Genomic DNA, 20,361 nt, shown 5'->3' on the forward strand with positions numbered 1-20,361 from the left:
TACAGCACAGTTTTGATTTTGCTGTTCTAAGTTTTTACAAATTCTGATTATATCGATTTTGCTAGACTCATGTCAATGCAAGTATAAAGAATCTCTAGGCTTGGGTGGCGTTGGTAGAGAAGGAATTCCCGCAGCCGCAGAAAGTCAGTGCATTTGGGTTGTAGAAGCGAAAAGCTCCGCCCATTAGGTCTTCGGAGTAATCGAGGGTTAAACCATTAAGGTACTCAACACTGCGAGGGTCTACGATTATATTGATGCCATTGGATTCGTAAAGGCGATCGCTTTGAGTTGGCAGATCAAATTCTAACTTGTAAATCCAACCTGAACATCCCCCCGGTTGCACTGCTAAGCGAAACGAAAGTTCTGGGTTAGCAGATTTTGATTTGAGCCGAGTAATTTCTTTAATGGCTGCGGGGCTAATATTAATCATTAGACTACTAAAGATAAACAAAATCCCACGTAGACCTATTTACTTGGCAACGGGGATAGATTAAATATATTAAACAAATCTCACTGATAAGTCGTTGAGTAACCTTTATTTATTACGGGCGTAGTCATCTTGAAAGCGAATGATATCATCTTCGCCCAAATATTCGCCGTTTTGGACTTCAATTAGAACTAAAGGAATCACTCCAGGATTTTCCAAGCGATGGTTTGTACACTGGGGAACGTAGGTAGATTGATTATTACTTAACATTACTTCTTCGTCACCACAAGTAACTCTAGCTGTACCGGATACTACAATCCAGTGTTCGCTGCGGTGGTGGTGCATTTGGAGGCTCAAGCGATGACCGGGTTTAACCTCAATGCGCTTAATTTTATAGCCCCGTCCTTCTTCTAAAACTGTAAAAGATCCCCAGGGACGTAATTCTGTGGCAGCAACTCCTTTATGAGCTACACCTGAAGGCAGGCTTAGTGCTGGTTCTGGGGATGCTTTGACTTGTTGAACCATTGTTTCTCCTTAAATTGCTAAACGCTTCAGTGTGAGGGCAAAAACTCAATTAATTGGAGTTGACATTAGCGCCTTGCGCGCTTGTCCTAGCCAAAGATAACAAAATATATTTGAATGGGGAAGGGTATTGCTCGAAAGTTAAGCATTCTACATCAAGTCTTCATAATTAGATGTTGATTTGATTGCCCGTAAACAATATTTAACTTAAGGAACTGGCAGGAAAATCCCTAATCCATTATGGACGCGGGCAGCAGTAAGTGGCGAACGATTAAGTAATTGTCCTCCCAAATAAAGGCTTGTAGAACTACCACCATCAAAGTTAAGTGCTTCTGTGCAATCTAGTTGCTGCATTATTTGAGCAACTTCTGCCAAAGTAGAGCCAGCACCACCAACGCGGTTGTGGACGGCGGCTATCAACATATTTCCCGATGGGGTAGTGCAGATTGCGCTACGAATTGCTTTTTCGCGAATAAAAGCATCGCTAAACCCTTCAGCTTTGGCATTGAGAACAATCTGCCGATTTTGAATTAAAACAGGTCCCGCCGCCAAAATTTGAGGATAGGCAGCAAAATCCGAGGGCATAGTAGCGCTCTGGGGGCGGAGAATTGAGCCTACAGGGAGGGAATTAGCATTAATGCGATCACCACGTACAACCAGCAAGTAGCCGTTAGCAGGAATGGGAAAAATTGCTTTCCCTGCTGCACCGCCAGGAAGTTGCGCCGTAACTGCGTTGTTTTGAACCAGGACAATAGTTTCGTTATCGGTAAGAGGGCTGTAGTTAGCGCCCCAAGCAGGAGAATAACGAGCCACACCAGTTTGGACGTAGCCGCTATTAAAAGACGCAATTGGTATTTGCCCAGTATTTGTAATTACAGATTCTTGAATACTCAGACGACCAATTTTTATTTTGCCTCCATTATTCCAAGCGATCGCCCCACGATTGAGAATTGGGCTAGAAATCCAGTTACCATCTCGACGAATTGCGCCTAAAGGTAGCTGATTTTTGCGATTGAAAAAACCACTATTAATTGCTGCAACTGCACTATAGCGCTCGGCAGTTTTAATTAAGGGAGCAGTTCCCACTAAGGTTGTAGCTTCGCTCCAAATTGGCAGCATTTTAATGTTTTTAGCAGGGTTAACTTCTAACCACACTACCGAAAAACGATCCTCGCCCAAGCTTAAATACTGCTGTCGCCAGCGCAAACCGTCCACCCAAAGAATATTGCGCGTTGCCACCCCATCAGGGCGAATATCAATTACTAAGCGATTGGGGTTAGTTAAAGTGTTAATGCGCGGAGATAGCCCTACCGGAAGGCTAAGGAGAATCTTGGTGAGCTTTGGTGTGGTTTCGAGTTTGACAATTTTAGACTGCTGAGAATTGAAAGACTCTGCGACTACGGGGTTAGTACCATCAATTGTTATTAGCCAAACTTGTTTAGCTATTTGAGCCTTAACAATCCCGACTAACTCGTTAACTACGGTTTTTGGCTTAGGTGGAGGGCTTTGTTGACTAACTTGCCAAGCTGTAGGACGATCCAAATCTACAACAATGCGATCGCCAAAAGGTTGTTTGCCCAGGCGAATGTTTTGCACTTTAGCAATGGGGGAGGTAATTACTAAAGCGTTATTTTTAACCGCAAATTGCCAACCAGGGGGAGAAAAATTAGTGATGTCTAAGTAACGATAGCCGCCATTAAGCTTAGTTGCGAGGACAATGGGGTTAGTTTTTGGCTCGTTAAACCATTGAATTGGTTGCCCAGTAGGATCGTTAGTGTCGAGTAAATCTACACCGAGAAGTCGGACAAGTCCCGTATCGCTAATGCCTATATGGGTTTTACCCGCTTGTTCCCACTGGCTCCAAGCAATAGATAGAGGGCGATTATTGAGTAAAATTTCTTTGTTATTACGCAGCCTAGTAGCGGGATTTTGGGTAACGATAGGGTTAGTTTGCGATCGCCCTTGCCCAGTAGGTAGCAACCATAAAGCAGTTGTTAGCAGGAGTAAACAGATTTTTGTGCTGTTTTTCAATCTAGAAATTGAACCTTTGACCATGAGTTAGACGGGTTGAGGGAAATTTGGTGATAAATATCAAAACTTAATGACTTATGTTCAAAGCGTTAACGTCATAATATAGATTAGATTGATGCCTCAATTGGCACTCATCGACGTTTTTATCTCTTGCCCAGTAATTAAGAGATTAAATAGGGTTGGCTCAAATGAACAGTAATACCAAAACGGTAGGTCAACCAAACTAGAATCTTATGCTCAAAATTGCGGATTTGATAGCTCAAATCCTCATCCTGTCACCCTGCCAATTACTGGGGCTAAGAAATTGTAAAATAGAGGTGTTGGTGTGGCAAATACTGGTGGGTTCGTGAATTTTTTTTGATTGCATTAAAAATGTATTGACTCAAAAATAAGTGCGAGTTAGTGAAAATTACTTAAAAACCCTACTCTCAGTTAAACGGTAGTAATAGGGATTAGGCGCTCTGGTCACATTGCTAGTATTTTTTAGCAAACTTAACTGCAACACCTACAATAACTTTCACCTATCCTTAATTAAATAAATAAGCTAGGACTAGCCTATGGATCGCCAGCAAAATATACTTGCAGATAATCAAAACGTAAATAATACTGAGTCTTTGACATATATGGAACCCCGATGGTTGGTAGAGGAAAGGGATGCTTGTGGTGTTGGTTTAGTTGCTAATTGGGAAAACAAGGCAAATCACGAAATTATAGAAAAAGCCTTAAATGCTCTGACTTGCTTGGAACATCGGGGTGGTTGTAGTGCGGATCAAGATTCTGGCGATGGTGCAGGACTTATGACCGCAATTCCCTGGGAATTGTTGCAACAGTGGTTTGCCTTGCAAAATATCTCCATGCCATCAAAAGATAATTTGGCTGTAGGGATGATGTTTCTACCCCAAAATCTAGAGGTAGCCAACCAAGTTAAGCAAGTTGCCGAACAGATTTTACAACAAGAAGATATAAAACTACTGGGCTGGCGAGTAGTCCCAGTACAGCCGCAAACTTTGGGAATTCAAGCTAAAGAAAATCAGCCCCAAATTGAGCAACTAATCGTCGAATCTAAGTTTATCGGCGATGAACTTGAGCGTCAATTGTATATAAGTCGCCGTAGAATTATTAAAGCTTTAGCAAGTTTTAATTTGCAAGAGGGAGATGCTTGTTACTTTTGCTCATTTTCCAGCCGTACCATAGTATACAAAGGCATGGTGCGATCGGCAGTATTGGGGGATTTTTATCCAGACTTAAAAAATCCCATCTATCAAAGTGCTTTTGCTATTTATCATCGGCGTTTTAGTACTAATACAATGCCCAAGTGGCCATTGGCGCAGCCAATGCGCTTGTTGGGACACAACGGTGAAATTAATACACTGCTAGGCAACATTAACTGGATGATGGCAAAAGAGGCAGATTTAGATCATCCAGTTTGGAAAAACCGTTTAGATGAATTAAAGCCCACGGTTCATATTCATAACAGCGACTCAGCTACCTTAGACAACGTACTTGAATTGCTGGTAATGTCGGAGCGCAGCCCTCTGGAAGCTTTAATGATTATGGTTCCAGAAGCTTATAAAAATCAGCCAGACCTAGATAAATACCCAGAAATTACAGATTTTTACGAATACTATAGCGGCATTCAAGAACCTTGGGATGGTCCGGCGCTGTTGGTATTTAGTGATGGTAAAAAAGTAGGTGCGACCTTAGATCGCAACGGTTTAAGACCTGCACGTTACACAATAATCAAAGATGGCTACATTGTTGTTGCTTCCGAAGCTGGAGTTGTAGACTTTCCTGAAGCCGATATTGTCGAAAAAGGGAGACTAGGACCAGGACAAACGATCGCCATAGACTTAGAAACTCACGAAGTTTTAAAAAATTGGGAAATCAAACAGCGCGTTGCCGCCCAGCATCCTTACGGTGAATGGCTAAAGCAACACCGGGTGGAACTTGCACTTAAACCCATAAAAGCTGACAATGGTTCCCCTAGCCTGCAACCGTTAGATACTACCCCCTTACCCGAACCTAGCACCGCCGATAGGCAAACTTTGCTCCGTCATCAAATCGCCTTTGGCTACACCACTGAAGATGTAGAAATGGTAATTCAACCGATGGCAAATGATGGCAAAGAGCCGACTTTTTGCATGGGGGACGATATACCCTTAGCCGTGCTATCTGAGAAGCCGCATTTGCTATACGACTACTTCAAACAGCGCTTTGCTCAAGTAACTAACCCCGCCATTGACCCCTTGCGCGAAAGCTTGGTGATGTCGCTGAATATAGAACTAGGGGAAAGAGGGAATCTATTAGAAGCCAAGGCAGAGTATGCTAGGAGGCTAAAATTAGACACACCCGTACTGCTAGAAAGCGAACTAGAGGAAATAAAAAATTCGCAATTCAAAACAACTCAATTGTCAACGCTGTTTGCAATTTCCGCAGGTCCTAACGGTTTAGAAGCGGCGGTAAAAGCTCTGTGTCAGCAAGCGGCGGAAGCTGTTAAGGCTGGGGCAAAAATTCTCGTACTCAGCGACAAAGCTACTTTAAATACCGAAGATACCTACATCCCACCATTACTTGCAGTTGGAGCCGTACACCATCATCTTATCCGTGAAGGACTGCGGATGAAAGCATCTTTAGTAGTCAATACGGCTCAATGTTGGAGTACCCACCATTTTGCTTGTTTGATTGGTTATGGTGCTAGTGCAGTTTGCCCCTACTTAGCTTTAGATAGCGTCAGAAGTTGGTGGTCTGACCCCAAAACTCAGCAATTTATGGAGCGGGGTAAAATAGCTGCAATCAGTCTAGATACGGCGCTGGCTAACTATCGCAAAGCTGTGGAAGGCGGAATACTCAAAATCTTGTCTAAGATGGGAATTTCGTTACTGACAAGCTACCAAGGGGCGCAGATATTTGAGGCGATTGGAATTGGTAAGGATTTGCTGAAATTGGGCTTTTATGGCACAACTTCTCGGTTGGGTGGTTTGAGTATTTGCGAACTTGCTCAAGAAGTTCTATCTTTCCATCAAAAAGCTTTCCCAGAATTAACAGTTAAAAAGCTAGAAAACCTTGGTTTTGTTCAGTATCGTCAAGGCGGCGAGTATCATGCCAATAGTCCAGAATTGACTAAGGCATTGCATAAAGCGGTCAAATCTCAGCAGTACGACCACTACGAAACTTACCAAAAACATCTAGAAGGCAAACCAATTACGGCGTTGCGCGACTTATTGGACTTGAATAGCGATCGCGATTCCATTCCTTTAGCAGAAGTAGAGCCTGTAACTGAAATCTTTAAGCGGTTTTGTACGGGTGGAATGTCTTTGGGGGCGCTATCGCGGGAAGCTCACGAAACTCTCGCGATCGCGATGAACCGAATTGGTGGTAAATCTAATTCGGGTGAAGGTGGAGAAGATCCGGTACGTTACAAGATTTTGGACGATATAACGGCAGAGGGTACGTCAGAATTATTACCCCACTTAAAAGGCTTGAAAAATGGTGATACAGCTTCAAGCTCAATTAAGCAAGTAGCGGCGGGACGCTTTGGAGTAACGCCCGAGTACCTAATGAATGCTAGGCAAATTGAAATCAAAATTTCCCAAGGTGCAAAGCCAGGGGAAGGCGGACAATTGCCTGGTAAAAAGGTTAGCCCATACATTGCTATGTTGCGCCGCACTAAGCCCGGTGTAACCCTCATTTCACCCCCACCCCATCACGATATTTATTCAATTGAGGATTTGGCGCAGTTAATTTTTGACTTGCATCAAATTAACCCCCAAGCCCAAGTATCGGTGAAATTAGTGGCAGAAATTGGCATTGGGACAGTAGCGGCGGGAGTTGCTAAAGCTAACGCCGATATTATCCAAGTTTCCGGTCACGATGGCGGTACGGGCGCATCGCCGCTAAGTTCGATTAAACACGCTGGTAGTCCTTGGGAACTAGGGTTAACTGAAGTGCATCGCGTATTGATGGAAAATAAATTGCGCGATCGCGTCACCCTGCGCGTTGATGGTGGCTTCAAAAGCGGCTGGGACGTGATTATGGGCGCGTTAATGGGCGGTGAGGAGTTTGGGTTTGGCTCCATCGCTATGATTGCAGAAGGCTGCATTATGGCGCGGATATGCCATACAAATAACTGCCCAGTGGGAGTAACAAGTCAACGGGAAGATTTGCGCTTGCGTTTCCCTGGAATGGCGGAACACGTAGTTAATTTCTTCTACTTTGTCGCCGAAGAAGTCCGCAGTTTGCTGGCTAAGCTAGGCTATCCCTCTTTGACCGACGTAATTGGACGAGCGGATTTACTTAAAGTTAAAGATGGCGCAAAGCTAACCAAAACTGATGACTTTAATCTCGATTGTTTAACTGTGTTACCCGATACAAAGAGCGATCGCACTTGGTTAAATCACGAACCAGTCCACAGCAACGGTGTGGTGCTAGATGACCAAATTTTAAACGACCCGGAAGTTCAAGCAGCTATTAGCAATTCTAGTAGCGTTGCTAAGAACTACGAAATTGTCAATACAGACCGCACCGTTGGCGCGAGAATAGCTGGAAAAATCGCTTCCCAGTACGGTAACAGTGGATTTAGCGGACAAATCGAGCTTAACTTTACGGGTAGTGTAGGTCAAAGTTTTGGCGCATTCAACCTGCCGAACATGACTTTAAAGTTGCAAGGCGAAGCCAACGATTATGTCGGTAAAGGGATGCACGGAGGCGAAATTATTATTGCGCCGCCAATAGATGCAACCTACGCGCCAGAGCAAAACGTAATTGTGGGTAATACTTGTCTTTATGGCGCAACAGGTGGCTTCTTATTTGCCAGTGGTTTAGCTGGAGAACGTTTTGCCGTCCGCAACTCCAAAGGTACAGCCGTAATTGAAGGAGCGGGGGATCACTGTTGCGAGTATATGACAGGCGGTGTAATTGTCGTACTCGGAAAAGTTGGGCGGAATGTCGGCGCTGGGATGACTGGTGGCTTGGCATACTTCTTAGATGAAGATGGTAATTTCCCTCAATTAGTCAACCCAGAGATTGTCAAGCTGCAACGAGTAAATTCTGCAACGGCGGGTGAAGGACAATTACAGCAACTAATTCAAGCTCATGTAGAACGTACCGGATCGCCAAAAGCCAAGCAAATTTTGGCTAATTGGTCAGAATATCTGCCTAAGTTTTGGCAAGTAGTACCGCCATCGGAAGCTGATATGCCTGAAGCGAATCCGAATGCTGTATCAGATAAAGAACTGCTTTCCGTGCAGTAAATCCGTGCGATCGCCCTGCTTTATTTAAGGTGGGGCGATCGCTAATAACTTTTTTTGCTTATAGGGGGAGCTTTTGCGCCTCCTATTTTTATTTTCTAAAACTTAAACCTCAGTCTAAAAAACTTTTTTCTTTAGTTGGCTGAAGCCGACTTTAGCCATTAGCCTGGGGTTTTAACCCTAGGCGGGCTAGGATGATTTTTTTATAAATTAATAAACATTTCCAGCTTTTGCAAGAGGTTTGGTATATTTCTGCTTTCAAAAATATTAAACTGTTGCTGGGAAATCGTTTCAAAACTGTTCTACTTCTATAGGAAGACTTGAAGATAAATAAAGTTTATTCTAAAGGTTGATTCTATTTGCTTGAAACCTAGATAAATTTGTCTTTGAAAGTTGTTTGCTAATTCGAGTGTAATTTTTGTAGAAAATAATTAACTTACAAACAGCAAAAGTATTAAGCATAAAGAGGAAATATCATGAAAAATTCTAAATTGTCTGCGATCGCTGGTGCTGGTGTTCTAGCTGCAAGTTTAGCTGTAATGCCCTTATCTCTGCCTGTTTCGGCTCAAACTGATTCTACCGCTCCTACTACAACTCAAACTAGCCCCGAATCTAACGCGCCTACTGTTGACACTACCCCTTTTCAAGAAACCAGAAACGACAATAACAACTGGGGTTGGTTAGGACTACTAGGTTTAATTGGTCTAGCAAATTTATTCCGCAAGCCAAAAACCGTTGAGTATGAAGATCCAAGTACAGTAAATCGGACCACAACCACCAGATACTAATTAGTAGTTTAGTTAATACTTTCACCTAGGCAAGGGCAGAAACGTGGGTTTCTGCTTTTTTGTTATGTTACATTTAGTAATTTATTTTTCCTTATCTGATTTATTTCATTAAGTTTCTTATTTTTCATTAGTGTCTCAACTCTATTTATATCGTCTTCCAAATTAAATGCGCTGAGTAGTAGCTAGTCAAAAAGCACTTGTATTGGGTACAGGAAGTACCATTCATAGGCTCTATTAATTTTCATATAATTATTAAGATGCACCCTAGTTAAACTGTCATCTTCAAAAGTTGTACTAAAGTAAATAACGGTAAGTTCCAAGTCCTATAAAGATAGCTGAGCAAAAATATAGTAAAGATGGCTATAGAGGCAATTCGAGAATCAAATATAGACAAAATTATAGTTATTACTACAAAGAGCGTACTAGCGATCGATAAGACTTTTAGCGATTTATAATAAGTATTTTTAACGAGTTCAGGAAATTCTTATTTAGACATATTAAATTCTTTTATTTTGATATTTATAAAAAATACCTTTCACAACTCAAGCTGGAATTAATTGAGCATTGCGACATAATACAGCTAGATCTTCCTCATCTAAATCTACAGGTATGCCACTACGGATAAGTTCGGTAAAATCTTCATTGGGAACCATAATACACAAAGCATATAAGCGAGTATTTCCAGTATTTTCTATTACATGAGTCCCTGTAGGCGGTACTAGAAGGCTGTCTCCAGCTTTAATTGCAACGGTTTTACCATCACAAGTTGCTTTACCTTCACCGTGCAAAATAAAAAACATTTCTACAGCAGTTTGATGGTGATTTGACGGAGTTTTACCACCTACATCAAAGATTTCTACACAAACCGTTAAAGAAACATTAGCTGTATCACTATCAAAGACAATTGCTAACTTATTAGTATCGCCTGGACTAATCCGAAAAGCTTGGTAGTCTTGGGTAGACTTAGCAACCAAAATCATGCAGCGCGTTGCATCCATAAAGGGATAGTTAGATTACTACTAAAGTAATGACTCATTAATAGCCAAAAAATCGCCAATAGAAATATAACGTATTGTATAAAAGACTAGCGATCTCAAGGTTGCTACTCTAGTAAATGCGCCAATTGTTAGCAAGCTAATGTATAAAAAAGTTAGTAGACTGACAAAATTGGCGAAGACATCACCGATTTACAGGTAAAAATTGGAGTATTAGCGGAGAAAGTTGAAGGAATAACTAAACGACTTGATACCAAAGAATTTATCAACACAGGTGTAATTATTGGGTTAATTTTGGCGGTGTTAGGTGGATTTGCTAAAGTTTTTGGCTTAACTAATTGAGATCAGACCCATAGCGATCGCTCATACTAAAAAGAGCAGCTAATTAAGTTTTCATGTTTAGTATTCCCAACAAATTGCTCCAACAAACTCCTCATAGTGGCTATCAATGGGATGGAAGCCCCCGCCGTTTCTTTGAAGGCTGGTACTATCGCGTTACTTTGCCAGAAATTAACCAAACTTTTGCGTTCATGTACTCTATCGAAGACCCCAAAGGTGGTAAACCTCATAGTGGCGGCGCGGCGCAGGTTTTAGGAATTGATGATGAGTATATATGGCGGACTTTCCCCGATGTTACACGCTTTTTTGCTCATCGCGATCGCCTAGAATTGGGTCACTGGGGCAAAACTAATTTATCAACTCAACCAATGTGGTTGTTACCCGCAGAATTTGACTATTACGTTCAAGAAGGCTATCAAGCTTCAGCTACTTGGAATCAAGGCACAATCAAAGATCCAGGCAGTAATAATACTTGTCGTTGGCAGTATAAAATTGAGCCTATTTATGGCTGGGGAGACGCTAACGCGCCGCAACAATCAACGGCAGGGTTAATCTCATTTTTGCCAATTTTTGAACCAGGATGGCAAATTTTGATGGCTCACGGCTTGGCAACAGGCTCGATTGAGTGGAATGGCAAACGCTACGAATTTACTAATGCTCCAGCTTATAGTGAAAAAAATTGGGGGGGTGCTTTTCCGCAAAAGTGGTTTTGGCTCAATTGCAATAGTTTCGATGGCGAAACCGACTTAGCTTTAACGGCTGGCGGTGGTAGGCGCGGCGTGTTGTGGTGGATGGAATCAGTAGCCATGATTGGAGTGCATTACCAAGGTAAGTTTTATGAGTTTGTCCCTTGGAATGCCAAAGTCACCTGGAGTATTCAGCCTTGGGGTAGGTGGGAGATGCAAGCAACAAATTTAGAGTACGAAATTACTTTAGTGGGGACAACCGATTTGCCTGGTACTCCCTTACGTGCGCCGACAGAAAATGGGTTGATGTTTGTTTGTAAAGACACGATGCGGGGACAATTAAGCCTAAAATTGTCAACGCGAAATAAAGGAAAATCTAGCTTAATTTTGGAAGCGCAAAGCTCCCTATGTGGATTAGAAACAGGTGGCGGCGGTTGGGAAGGCGCTTGGATATCTAGTTAAAACTTAAATTGTTAACTTAGTGATGCTAGGATAATAACTGTTTGATAATTGGGGCTGTAGCTCAGTTGGATAGAGCGAGCGCCTCCTGAAAAATCGGGCATCTTAGAGGAAACTCTAGGAATGAATGCGATCAAAGTCGGTGAACCCTAAAAAGTGAGTAAGCAATGTTTGCACTTCATGGGAATACCGAGCCAAGCCTAGAGTTAATTTTGTCAAACAAAGTACAGAATTTAGTTTAGGAAGGTGTAGAGACTAAACGGTTGCCACCTAAAGGTTTTAACCTATGGTGAAGATATAGTCCAGAGAGTAAGGAAACTTGCACAAATCTGAAGCGCTAGGTCGCGCGTTCGAGACGCGCCAGTCCCGTCCATTGCCTGCTAATCTAGATCGTCGTGCTAGAGCGCGAGGTTATGTTAAAAAGCAGGCACAATCACAAGTTAGTTAAAAAAAGACAGTTTAAGAGCAAGTTTGTAAAGTTTTTATTCACGCTTGCTCTACCAGTTTTACTATGGATAGGCTATAAGCAAGTTAGAAGCTTAGAAACTCCTCAAGCTGTCTTGGTTTTGGGTGGCTCATCTTCTAACTTAGAGCGCGAAAGAGTGGCGGCTAAACTGGCACTTCAGCATCCAGATTTACCTATTTGGGTTTCCTCTGGTAGCACTAATGAAAACTACGTGACGCGAGTATTTGCCAAAGCTGGGATTAATCCCCAACGCCTGCACTTAGATTATCAAGCGGAAGATACGGTAACTAATTTCACAACGCTTGTAGATGACTTTCAAGCGCGCGGAATTAAGAGACTGTATTTAGTTACTGCTGACTACCATATGCGCCGCGCTCAGCTTGTGGGCGAAATTGTTTTAGGTAGCCGGGGTATTGATTTGCAACCAGTAGTAGTACCAACCCAAAAAGCCCATGAAACCCGCAAAAAAGCCCTGCGTGACGGGGTGAGGGCGGTATTGTGGGTAATTACGGGTCATACCGGATCGACCTTAGCTAAAGGCTCAAAATAGCGGCGGTTATAGTTCTTGGATGAGAACATAGGGTTGGACGATGAGAGTATTAAAACGCTTTTGGAGACTGCTATTCCAATTACTTAACTGAGTTTCGGAGGGTTTTTGAATTAATTGTTCGCTAATCCAGTGTTGTACAGATGTTAGGTCATCACTAGCGATCGCTATTCCCGCCTCTACTAAATTTAGTTCTTTTGCTACTACGAGTACACTGTCGCGCTTGACGTGAGGAATTAGCCATTCCCATTCTGCTTGGTCTAGGTTTTCTGCTAATTCTGCTCTCAGTTCTGCCATATCTCGATCTTTAAGTTCACTCGACTTATATATATTAAATTATTTGAGTGCTTAGGCTTCTGCTTTCATTTCATCAATTTCAAACAAAGTTACGAGGACTCCGGCAATTGGGATAGAAATAAATACTCCTAGCAATCCAGCTATTTTTGCTCCCACTAATAAGGCAAAAAATACAACTACCGGGTTGAGATTTAACGAATCCTGCATAACTCTAGGTGAAATTAAATTATCTTGAATTTGTTGTAAGACAATACAAGCAATCAAAACTTTTGCAGCTAGAAAGACATTTTGAGATAAGACAATTAACGTAATTACACTAACTCCCAAAGTTGCCCCAATTCCGGGAATTGCATCAAAAATAGCAACTATTAGGGCTAATACTAAAGGAAAAGGTACTCTTAGTAATAAAAATACTAAAAAGCTAGAGGTAGTTAAAAATAGCATTAACAGCACTTGTCCTTTAAAAAAGCCTAAGAACTTGCGCTTAACAACGGTTGTAAAACGATTGCGTAGTTGTCTAGGAACAGCTTTTAGAGCCAAGTTCCACAATCTTTCTCCATCTAGCAACATAAATAAAGCAACTACAGCAATTAAAAGCAAAGTTACCAAGTTAGCAAAGAATACTTGTAAAGTAGCCAAGCTAGAACCAATTAATCCTAATGCTTGATTGCGCAATTGCTCCTCAATTCCAGTTAAATTTACTTGCAAATTGCGATCGCGTAAAAAAGCTTCTGCTTGTCCAACTAAAGGTGCTAAAGAATTTATAAAGGCAGTTACACTATCAACTAACTGCTGTCCTTGATATAAAATAGCTAACCCTACAGTAGCAGTAAGACCAACAAGCAGCAAAATACTAGATATAAAAACTACACTAACCGCCAAACCGTGAGGCAAAAAACGCCGTAACCAGCGTACAGGATAGCTTAGTAAAAACGCTAAAATTGCCGCCGATGTAAAAATAACAATTACTGTTTCAAAGTAAGCTAAAAGAGTTACTAAAGCCCAACCAGAAAGAAAAAATAATAAAAAACGAACTAAAAATAAATTATTTAATTTTTCCCAAAAATCTTTAGTAGATACTTCATTCATGTTTGCACCCAATTTAAAACTCTTTCTCTCAGCTTTGTGGCGGATCAAATTCAAAATAAAGACTACAAATAAGTCAGTGCAAAGTCTACTCTCATTCGGTATATCTTTTAACTCAACCTAACTAGCGTCCCATTTCATGAAGTGCTTTAATTGCGTCCGCGCATTCCTGGGTAGTAGCTTGCAATTGTTGGCGATTTGTAGAAGTGGGGGGCGCAATCACTTTACCAATTCTGATCGTAATCGGAACCGGGCGAGGCATTGCCGAACCTGCGATCAAAACTCCTTGAGTTCCCCACAAACTAACGGGTAATATAGGGGCTTGGGCTTTGGCTGCAATTAAAGCTGCACCAATTTTGGGCTCGTTAATTTTGCCATCAGGGGTGCGAGTACCTTCTAAAAAAACTCCTGTAGCCCAGCCATTTTCCAAAGATTGTAGCGCCGAACGAATAGCACTGCGATCGCTTGCTCCCCGACTTACAGGGTAAGCGCCGTATAATTTTATGGCTTTGCCCAAAACTGGAATATCAAATAGTTCTTCTTTTGCCATGTAAGCCACGGGGCGACCTACAGCGCAAGAAAGTAAGGGAGGGTCAAAGTAGCTGGCATGATTGCTGACAACTACCAAGGAACCGCGCTTAGGCACGTTTTCTGAGCCATATACTCGCCCTCGCAAATAAAGGTGCAGTGTGGGGCTGACAATTGACCACTTAAACAGGTGATAAAGTAACAGACTAATTGATGGTTCGCGGCTTCTACCCATTTCTAAAGACGAGAGAGATTACTACTGGGCATTGAGTACCATCTCGGCACTGCTAATATTTTCCAACTTTAAGGTCGGGCAGGTACGTTTGATTAGACCAGTTAAGACTGTACCAGGTCCAATTTCTACAACTTTCTCTATCCCTTCACTAAGCAATTGCTCAGAAATTTCTCGCCAGCGTACAGAACCCGTCATTTGCCGAATTAAGCGCTCTTTTAAAATCTCCGCCTCCGTAGAAGGTGTGGGGTCTACATTAGACATTACGGGGATTGTGGCGCTGTTAAATTGTATGGGTGCTAGTATTTCTTGAAATTGACTAGCTGCCTCTGCCATCAATGGGGAGTGGAATGCTCCAGATACATTTAGGGGAACGGCGCGTTTGACTTTAATGTGAGATAGCACCGCCTCCACCGCTTCAGGAGTCCCAGAAATCACTACCTGAGCCGAGCTATTATCATTGGCTAAAACTACATCCGCAGTTTGAGCTATTTGCTGAAGCAACTGTTCGCGGTCAAAGCCAATTATTGCCACCATTTTGCCACCAGCCGAGCTATCCATTAGTTCGGATCTAGCCTTGACTAGACGTAGTCCCGTCGCCCAATCAAAGACCCCCGCAGCATAAAGGGCTGTATATTCGCCCAAGCTATGACCTGCTACTAAAGCCGGGGTCAAGTCGCGCAATTTTAAAGCGTCCGCTAAAATGCTTTCTATGACATACAAACTAGGCTGGGTATACAACGTGCGCGATATTTTGTCTTCTGGATGCTGACAAATTTCTGGTACAGACCAACCCAAAATCTCCTCTGCTTGGGCAAATGCCGATGCAGCAGTAGAAGACGTTAATAAATCGCTGCCCATTCCTATAGCTTGCGAACCTTGCCCCGAAAATACCCACGCCGTTTTAGTCATTTGAAAAATTGTAAGTTTTATAAAAAATACTTAAGTCAACCCCACTTAAAAATCGCCGCGCCCCAAGTTAAACCAGCGCCAAAACCAGAAGTCACAATAGTATCCCCAGTTTTAATTTGCCCAGCCCGCACGGCTTCATCTAAAGCTATGGGAATAGACGCAGCAGAAGTATTGCCGTAATTAGCAAGATTGCTGATGACTTTGTGGCTGGGAATATTTAACCTTTGAGCAACAGCGTCAAGAATACGTTGATTTGCTTGATGCAATATCAACCAATCTACTTGGTCGGTAGTGATATTAGCTCGAAATAAAGCTTTATCAATCACCTCTGGAACGCGCTGGACGGCGAAGCGATACACTTCTTTGCCATTCATCGTAATTGGCTTAAAGTTGCCCTTGCCGACCTCAAAACCAGACGTTAAAGCTTGAGATTCGGGGCTGTAGGACAAATTTAGACAGTTATTTTGCGTACCGTCGCTTTTGATTTCAAACCCCAGCAAGAAGTCGCTTTCCTTTGCCTGCATAACTACCGCCCCCGCACCATCGCCAAATAAAACGCAAGTGCTGCGGTCTTGCCAATTGATCCAGCGCGACAAAATATCTCCGCCAATTAAGACGACGTTTTGATAAACTCCCGTCCTAATGTACTGAGCCGCCGTAACTAGCCCAAAAACAAAACCAGAGCAAGCCGCCGTCAAGTCAAAAGCTACTGCATTGGTTGCGCCAATTTGAGTTTGAATTTGACAGGCGCTGCCAAATAAGTCGTCCGCCGTGGAAGTTGCCAAAATAATTAAATCGACATCTAGGGGAAAAATTCCCGCCATAGCGATCGCGCGCGTTGCCGCAGTAGAAGCAATTTCACTAACCGATTGGGAAGAAGTCGCAAGTCTCCTTTGGCGAATTCCCGTGCGCGAGGCTATCCATTCATCAGAGGTGTCAACTAACTTGCTGAGAGCTTCGTTATCCAAGCAGCTTGCAGGCATTGCCGAGCCGCTCCCTGTAATTGCTACGCCTAAATTTTGCAAAATTATTCTCCAATGGTGAGATGCGAACTGTATCTAAGAGGATAAATTTGGTTTATGCCTTACTCATCACTATTCGCTTCACTACTGCTAATTGCTGATTGCTTTTTGCTACCATTTTGGGACGAAATATGTTCTAAAACTTGGTGATCGATCGCTTCTTTTGCTAGGCGAATGGCATTAAAAACCGACGGCGCTTGCGAACTACCGTGGCTGATAATACAAATTCCCGCAACTCCAAGCAACAGCCCACCCCCGTGTTCGGCATGGTCTACGCGCTGTTTGATCCGCAATAAATTGGGTTTTAAAACGGCTGTCCCGATTTGCCCGCGCAACCCTTGGGGTAGTTCTTCGCGCAAAATTTGCAGCATTACTTCACCTACAGCTTCAGCAAATTTTAGTAGCACGTTGCCTGTAAATCCGTCGCAAACAATGACATCAAAACGCCCGGAGAGTACGTCACGTCCTTCTGCATTGCCAATAAAGGAAAGACGCGAGTTTTTTTCTAGCAATTCGTAGGTACGCAGTGCTAAGTCATTACCCTTACAAGATTCTTCCCCGATATTTAATAGCCCGACTTGGGGATCGTCAACGCCCAGTACATACTGGCTATAAACCGAACCCATCAGTGCAAACTGCTCCAAAAATTTCGGGCGACAGTCTACATTTGCCCCTACATCCAAAATGATTACTGGCTTACTGGCAATTGTTGGAAGCACCGCGCCAATAGCTGGGCGGTCAATACCTTTCAATCGTCCTAAGCGCAGCAATCCGGCTGCCATAGCTGCCCCAGAGTGTCCGGCGGAAACCACCGCGTCGGCTCGTTGCTGCTTGACCAAATCCATTGCGACGTTGATTGAAGCCTTGGGTTTGCGTTTGATTCCGCTTAAAGGCTCCTCATGCATTTCGATTGTTCCTTCCGCCGGAACAATCTCTAATTGCCCAAAATTAGTTTGCTGCGGGAGGTGAGCTTTAATTTGCTGGGGGTCGCCCACCAACAAAATTTCTACATCCAATTCTTCCCTTGCTCGCAGCGCCCCTGTAATAATTGCGGCGGGGGCATGATCCCCACCCATGGCATCAATTGCGATCCGTGCGCGAGTAGCTCCCATTGATTAAATTTCTAGAAACCTTCAAAATTTTAACAGATGCTTTCCACTTAACTTGCAATCTTACTGTTATTTAATGAGACAGTGGAAAACTATTTGGCAAATAAACTGAGCTAAACGGTACATTAATCCATATTAAGGACGCTCCTTCACAACTTACGAAAGTATAAATAGGCAAATATTTTAATGCTGCAATTATTTGGATCGGGATTATTTTCTTTATGGCTAGATCGGGCTGGGGTAAAAGTTGCTACCGTCGATCCATTAGAAGTTTTGGCACAACAAAGCAGCCCTAGTTTGGTTTTAGCGCCTGATCCTTCCCCGGTTACCGCCGCGACGGTAGAGCAGTACGTGAAGTCGCTTCAGACCCTTGGCACGACCGCCGAACAGGGCGTATGGGTTCAATCAGGACCCGTACTACTTGCCAATCATCAAGGGACAGTGCCTTTACCTGCGGCTTCTTTAACCAAAGTTGCTACTTCTTTAGCTGCTTTAAGCACTTGGGGGGCAAACTATCAATTCGATACTACTGTTAGTACCACTGGGACGATTTCTAATGGCGTATTACAAGGGGATTTAATTGTTCAAGGTAATGGAGATCCATTATTTGTGTGGGAAGAAGCGATCGCCCTTGGCAATACTCTCCAGTCAATGGGGATCGATCGCGTCCAGGGAAACTTGATAATTGCGGGTACTTTTGCCATGAATTACAACTTCAATCCTGTAGCGTCTGGTCAGTTGTTGAAGCAAGCCTTCAATGCAGGTACTTGGTCAAATACAGTCGAAAATCAATACTTAACGCTACCAGGCGGAACTCCTCGCCCTCAAATTACTATTTCGGGGACGGTGCAGGTAGGAAAAGTAATTAACCCCAAGCAAATATTGCTAGTACGCCATCGATCTTTGCCGCTCTCACAAATTCTCAAAGAGATGAACGTGTATAGCAATAATGAAATGGCAGAAATGTTGGCTTATTTGCTGGGAGGAGCGCAAGTCGTCCAACAAAAAGCAGCAAGGGTAGCTAACGTACCATTAGCGGAAATTCAGTTAGTTAATGGTTCGGGCTTGGGAGTACAAAATCGCATTTCACCTAGAGCAGCGTGTGCGATGTTGATGACAATTCAAAAGCAGTTGTCGCCTTACCAGCTAACAGTAGCAGACTTGTTTCCAGTATCGGGACGCGATCGCCGGGGTACTTTGCTAACTCGGCAAATTCCCTTAAATACGGTAATTAAAACGGGTACACTCAACGAGGTCAGTGCTTTAGCAGGAGTAATGCCAACTCGCGATCGCGGTTTGGTTTGGTTTGCAATTATTAACCGTGGCTCGGCAATCGAACGTTTCCGCAACGAACAAGATCGGCTATTGCAAAGTTTGTTGCAGCAATTGCAAGTTGCCCCAATTCTCCCGGCGGCTCTTACCCCCCGCCTCCAAGAGCGCAATTCGCAGCCGTTAGGCGCAGTTAGGCGTAACGAAATTATGTATAAAGGCTAAGAAATAAATTTAGTAACTACTCTACCGCCACTAACTGTAATATTTTGCTCTTGCAACTTGCCTACAGCTTTTTGTCCGGTAAAACTGACGGGAGGCTCGGCTTGACGATAAACAACGCTTCCTTCTGCTTCTACTAACTGCGTGGGCAAATACCAAGTTAGTTTTTGAGCATTGAGCGATTGACGACGCTGCCCTATAGCGGACACATTGCCCGTCAAGTAAGCAATTTTATTGCCTAAATTCATTCGCCCTTGGTTAGCCGTTGCAGTTACTTGCTGTTGGCGATGAACTATTTTTACTGGCTGATTGGCGGTAACAACTTCGGCGTTTAGGTTCCAAGTTAAAGAGTTGCTGGCTATTTGTACGGGTGGTTCTGTGGCTACTATTTGAGCGTTAGGTTGGAGTGTGAGGATTTTAGTTTTTAAATTGACATTCGCGCCGTTTGCTGTAGCGCGATCGCTAATTACTTTACCTTTATAGCGATCGATTTCAATGGGGCGATCGCCGATTAATGTTTGTTTTTTAACTTCCCAAATTAAATGGCTAGTCCGCATCTGCAAGGCGGGATCGGTAGCTTGAGCTACTACTTTACCCTGCAAATCAACTCGCGCCGAACGGCTATTTACTCTCGCTTCCTCTGCTACAGCTTGGACTTGCTGATAAGTTCCTCTAATTTGCTTGCGGACAATTAGCAAATCTTCTTTAGGTCGCCATTCCAACTCATTTCCGCGCAATACTACGCCATTCACCGTATCAGTGGCAACAATTTGACCTTTCAAAAACAACTGTTTGCCATTTTGTTCTATTTGGGCTTGTTGAGCGCTAATTTTGTATACTACTTTGCCCTCAATAAACAGTTCGCCTGATGGCTTTTGAACTTGAGCAACTTTTTGCTCCCGACTATAACTTGCTTGTTTTCCTTGGACTTTCCAAACTGGTCGTCCTTGTTCGTCTGCTTGCTCTAAAGTGACATCATTAAACGTGAGTTCGTTTTGAGTTGCGGGGGATGGAGAGATGTTTGGCGATGCCTCTATTACTGGATTTTGCCCCATGCAGCCAAATACCCCTAACAGCAATCCTACGCCAATTACAGACGTAGCTAAGATTCGCCATTTAACTGATGGAAAATGATAGTTAAAGTTCATACTTCCATCTTTACATTTGTCTGCTCTGAA

General features: G+C 43.1%; 16 protein-coding genes. 5 read left to right on the plus strand and 11 right to left on the minus strand.

The features are described 5' to 3' along the window. Positions 1 to 94: 94 nt before the first annotated feature. The 3 genes from AC2VE5_RS10290 to AC2VE5_RS10300 form a co-directional block, all read right to left on the minus strand. The gene (locus tag AC2VE5_RS10290; RefSeq protein WP_486887661.1) at positions 95 to 430 is read right to left on the minus strand and encodes a HesB/IscA family protein; all 336 of its coding nucleotides are present in this window, start codon (positions 428 to 430) and stop codon (positions 95 to 97) included. Between the two features lie 105 nt (positions 431 to 535). Beyond that, positions 536 to 952: a cupin domain-containing protein gene (locus AC2VE5_RS10295; RefSeq protein ID WP_486887662.1), complete on the minus strand. Its 417-nt coding sequence runs from the start codon at positions 950 to 952 to the stop codon at positions 536 to 538. 204 nt (positions 953 to 1,156) lie between these two features. Then, the gene (locus AC2VE5_RS10300) at positions 1,157 to 3,004 is read right to left on the minus strand and encodes a phosphodiester glycosidase family protein (protein WP_486887663.1); all 1,848 of its coding nucleotides are present in this window, start codon (positions 3,002 to 3,004) and stop codon (positions 1,157 to 1,159) included. Between the two features lie 533 nt (positions 3,005 to 3,537). Between AC2VE5_RS10300 and gltB the strand changes: the two genes are divergently transcribed. Then, the gene (gene gltB / locus AC2VE5_RS10305; protein WP_486887664.1) at positions 3,538 to 8,229 is read left to right on the plus strand and encodes a glutamate synthase large subunit; all 4,692 of its coding nucleotides are present in this window, start codon (positions 3,538 to 3,540) and stop codon (positions 8,227 to 8,229) included. A gap of 473 nt (positions 8,230 to 8,702) precedes the next feature. Then, on the plus strand, positions 8,703 to 9,014 hold the full coding sequence (locus AC2VE5_RS10310) for a WGxxGxxG family protein (protein ID WP_486887665.1): 312 nt from the start codon (positions 8,703 to 8,705) through the stop codon (positions 9,012 to 9,014). Positions 9,015 to 9,556: 542 nt separating this feature from the next. On the opposite strand, the gene AC2VE5_RS10315 is transcribed toward AC2VE5_RS10310, so the two are convergent. Continuing rightward, the gene (locus tag AC2VE5_RS10315) at positions 9,557 to 10,012 is read right to left on the minus strand and encodes a cupin domain-containing protein (RefSeq protein WP_486887666.1); all 456 of its coding nucleotides are present in this window, start codon (positions 10,010 to 10,012) and stop codon (positions 9,557 to 9,559) included. 392 nt (positions 10,013 to 10,404) lie between these two features. On the opposite strand from AC2VE5_RS10315, the gene AC2VE5_RS10320 reads away from it, so the two are divergent. Together AC2VE5_RS10320 and AC2VE5_RS10325 are read left to right on the plus strand one after the other, a co-directional pair. Next, positions 10,405 to 11,496: a tocopherol cyclase family protein gene (locus tag AC2VE5_RS10320; protein ID WP_486887667.1), complete on the plus strand. Its 1,092-nt coding sequence runs from the start codon at positions 10,405 to 10,407 to the stop codon at positions 11,494 to 11,496. Positions 11,497 to 11,906: 410 nt separating this feature from the next. Continuing rightward, positions 11,907 to 12,509, plus strand: coding sequence for a YdcF family protein (locus tag AC2VE5_RS10325; protein WP_486887668.1), 603 nt, complete (start codon positions 11,907 to 11,909; stop codon positions 12,507 to 12,509). A gap of 6 nt (positions 12,510 to 12,515) precedes the next feature. Here the strand turns inward: AC2VE5_RS10325 and AC2VE5_RS10330 are convergent, their stop codons facing one another. The 6 genes from AC2VE5_RS10330 to plsX all read right to left on the minus strand — a co-directional run bounded on the left by AC2VE5_RS10330 (position 12,516) and on the right by plsX (position 17,695). Beyond that, positions 12,516 to 12,803, minus strand: a complete 288-nt coding sequence (locus tag AC2VE5_RS10330; RefSeq protein WP_486887669.1) for a DUF2288 domain-containing protein — start codon at positions 12,801 to 12,803, stop codon at positions 12,516 to 12,518. Positions 12,804 to 12,854: 51 nt separating this feature from the next. Beyond that, positions 12,855 to 13,892 carry an AI-2E family transporter gene (locus tag AC2VE5_RS10335; RefSeq protein ID WP_486887670.1) on the minus strand — a complete coding sequence of 346 codons (1,038 nt, stop codon included), beginning with the start codon at positions 13,890 to 13,892 and terminating at the stop codon, positions 12,855 to 12,857. 121 nt (positions 13,893 to 14,013) lie between these two features. After that, positions 14,014 to 14,652, minus strand: a complete 639-nt coding sequence (locus AC2VE5_RS10340) for a lysophospholipid acyltransferase family protein (RefSeq protein WP_486887671.1) — start codon at positions 14,650 to 14,652, stop codon at positions 14,014 to 14,016. 21 nt (positions 14,653 to 14,673) lie between these two features. Beyond that, positions 14,674 to 15,561: an ACP S-malonyltransferase gene (gene fabD, locus AC2VE5_RS10345; protein WP_486887672.1), complete on the minus strand. Its 888-nt coding sequence runs from the start codon at positions 15,559 to 15,561 to the stop codon at positions 14,674 to 14,676. Positions 15,562 to 15,596: 35 nt separating this feature from the next. After that, positions 15,597 to 16,586, minus strand: a complete 990-nt coding sequence (locus AC2VE5_RS10350) for a beta-ketoacyl-ACP synthase III (protein ID WP_486887673.1) — start codon at positions 16,584 to 16,586, stop codon at positions 15,597 to 15,599. A gap of 59 nt (positions 16,587 to 16,645) precedes the next feature. Then, entirely contained in the window at positions 16,646 to 17,695 is a 1,050-nt protein-coding gene (plsX, locus tag AC2VE5_RS10355; RefSeq protein WP_486887674.1) for a phosphate acyltransferase PlsX, read from the minus strand. 183 nt (positions 17,696 to 17,878) lie between these two features. Here plsX and AC2VE5_RS10360 point away from each other — a divergent pair, with 183 nt between their 5' ends. Further along, positions 17,879 to 19,186, plus strand: coding sequence for a D-alanyl-D-alanine carboxypeptidase/D-alanyl-D-alanine-endopeptidase (locus AC2VE5_RS10360; RefSeq protein WP_486887675.1), 1,308 nt, complete (start codon positions 17,879 to 17,881; stop codon positions 19,184 to 19,186). Here the strand turns inward: AC2VE5_RS10360 and lptC are convergent. Then, positions 19,183 to 20,331, minus strand: a complete 1,149-nt coding sequence (gene lptC / locus AC2VE5_RS10365) for an LPS export ABC transporter periplasmic protein LptC (RefSeq protein ID WP_486887676.1) — start codon at positions 20,329 to 20,331, stop codon at positions 19,183 to 19,185. The genes AC2VE5_RS10360 and lptC overlap by 4 nt on opposite strands. Between the last annotated feature and the right edge of the window lie 30 nt (positions 20,332 to 20,361).

The organism is Aliterella sp. E5.1 (genome assembly GCF_057473825.1).

Excerpts from the sequence above, each read along its gene's own strand:
- AC2VE5_RS10290 (WP_486887661.1), bottom strand. The coding sequence starts at position 430 with ATGATTAATATTAGCCCCGCAGCCATTAAAGAAATTACTCGGCTCAAA.
- AC2VE5_RS10295 (WP_486887662.1), bottom strand. The coding sequence starts at position 952 with ATGGTTCAACAAGTCAAAGCATCCCCAGAACCAGCACTAAGCCTGCCT.
- AC2VE5_RS10300 (WP_486887663.1), bottom strand. The coding sequence starts at position 3,004 with ATGGTCAAAGGTTCAATTTCTAGATTGAAAAACAGCACAAAAATCTGT.
- gltB (WP_486887664.1), top strand. The coding sequence starts at position 3,538 with ATGGATCGCCAGCAAAATATACTTGCAGATAATCAAAACGTAAATAAT.
- AC2VE5_RS10310 (WP_486887665.1), top strand. The coding sequence starts at position 8,703 with ATGAAAAATTCTAAATTGTCTGCGATCGCTGGTGCTGGTGTTCTAGCT.
- AC2VE5_RS10315 (WP_486887666.1), bottom strand. The coding sequence starts at position 10,012 with ATGGATGCAACGCGCTGCATGATTTTGGTTGCTAAGTCTACCCAAGAC.
- AC2VE5_RS10320 (WP_486887667.1), top strand. The coding sequence starts at position 10,405 with ATGTTTAGTATTCCCAACAAATTGCTCCAACAAACTCCTCATAGTGGC.
- AC2VE5_RS10325 (WP_486887668.1), top strand. The coding sequence starts at position 11,907 with ATGTTAAAAAGCAGGCACAATCACAAGTTAGTTAAAAAAAGACAGTTT.
- AC2VE5_RS10330 (WP_486887669.1), bottom strand. The coding sequence starts at position 12,803 with ATGGCAGAACTGAGAGCAGAATTAGCAGAAAACCTAGACCAAGCAGAA.
- AC2VE5_RS10335 (WP_486887670.1), bottom strand. The coding sequence starts at position 13,892 with ATGAATGAAGTATCTACTAAAGATTTTTGGGAAAAATTAAATAATTTA.
- AC2VE5_RS10340 (WP_486887671.1), bottom strand. The coding sequence starts at position 14,652 with ATGGGTAGAAGCCGCGAACCATCAATTAGTCTGTTACTTTATCACCTG.
- fabD (WP_486887672.1), bottom strand. The coding sequence starts at position 15,561 with ATGACTAAAACGGCGTGGGTATTTTCGGGGCAAGGTTCGCAAGCTATA.
- plsX (WP_486887674.1), bottom strand. The coding sequence starts at position 17,695 with ATGGGAGCTACTCGCGCACGGATCGCAATTGATGCCATGGGTGGGGAT.
- AC2VE5_RS10360 (WP_486887675.1), top strand. The coding sequence starts at position 17,879 with ATGCTGCAATTATTTGGATCGGGATTATTTTCTTTATGGCTAGATCGG.
- lptC (WP_486887676.1), bottom strand. The coding sequence starts at position 20,331 with ATGAACTTTAACTATCATTTTCCATCAGTTAAATGGCGAATCTTAGCT.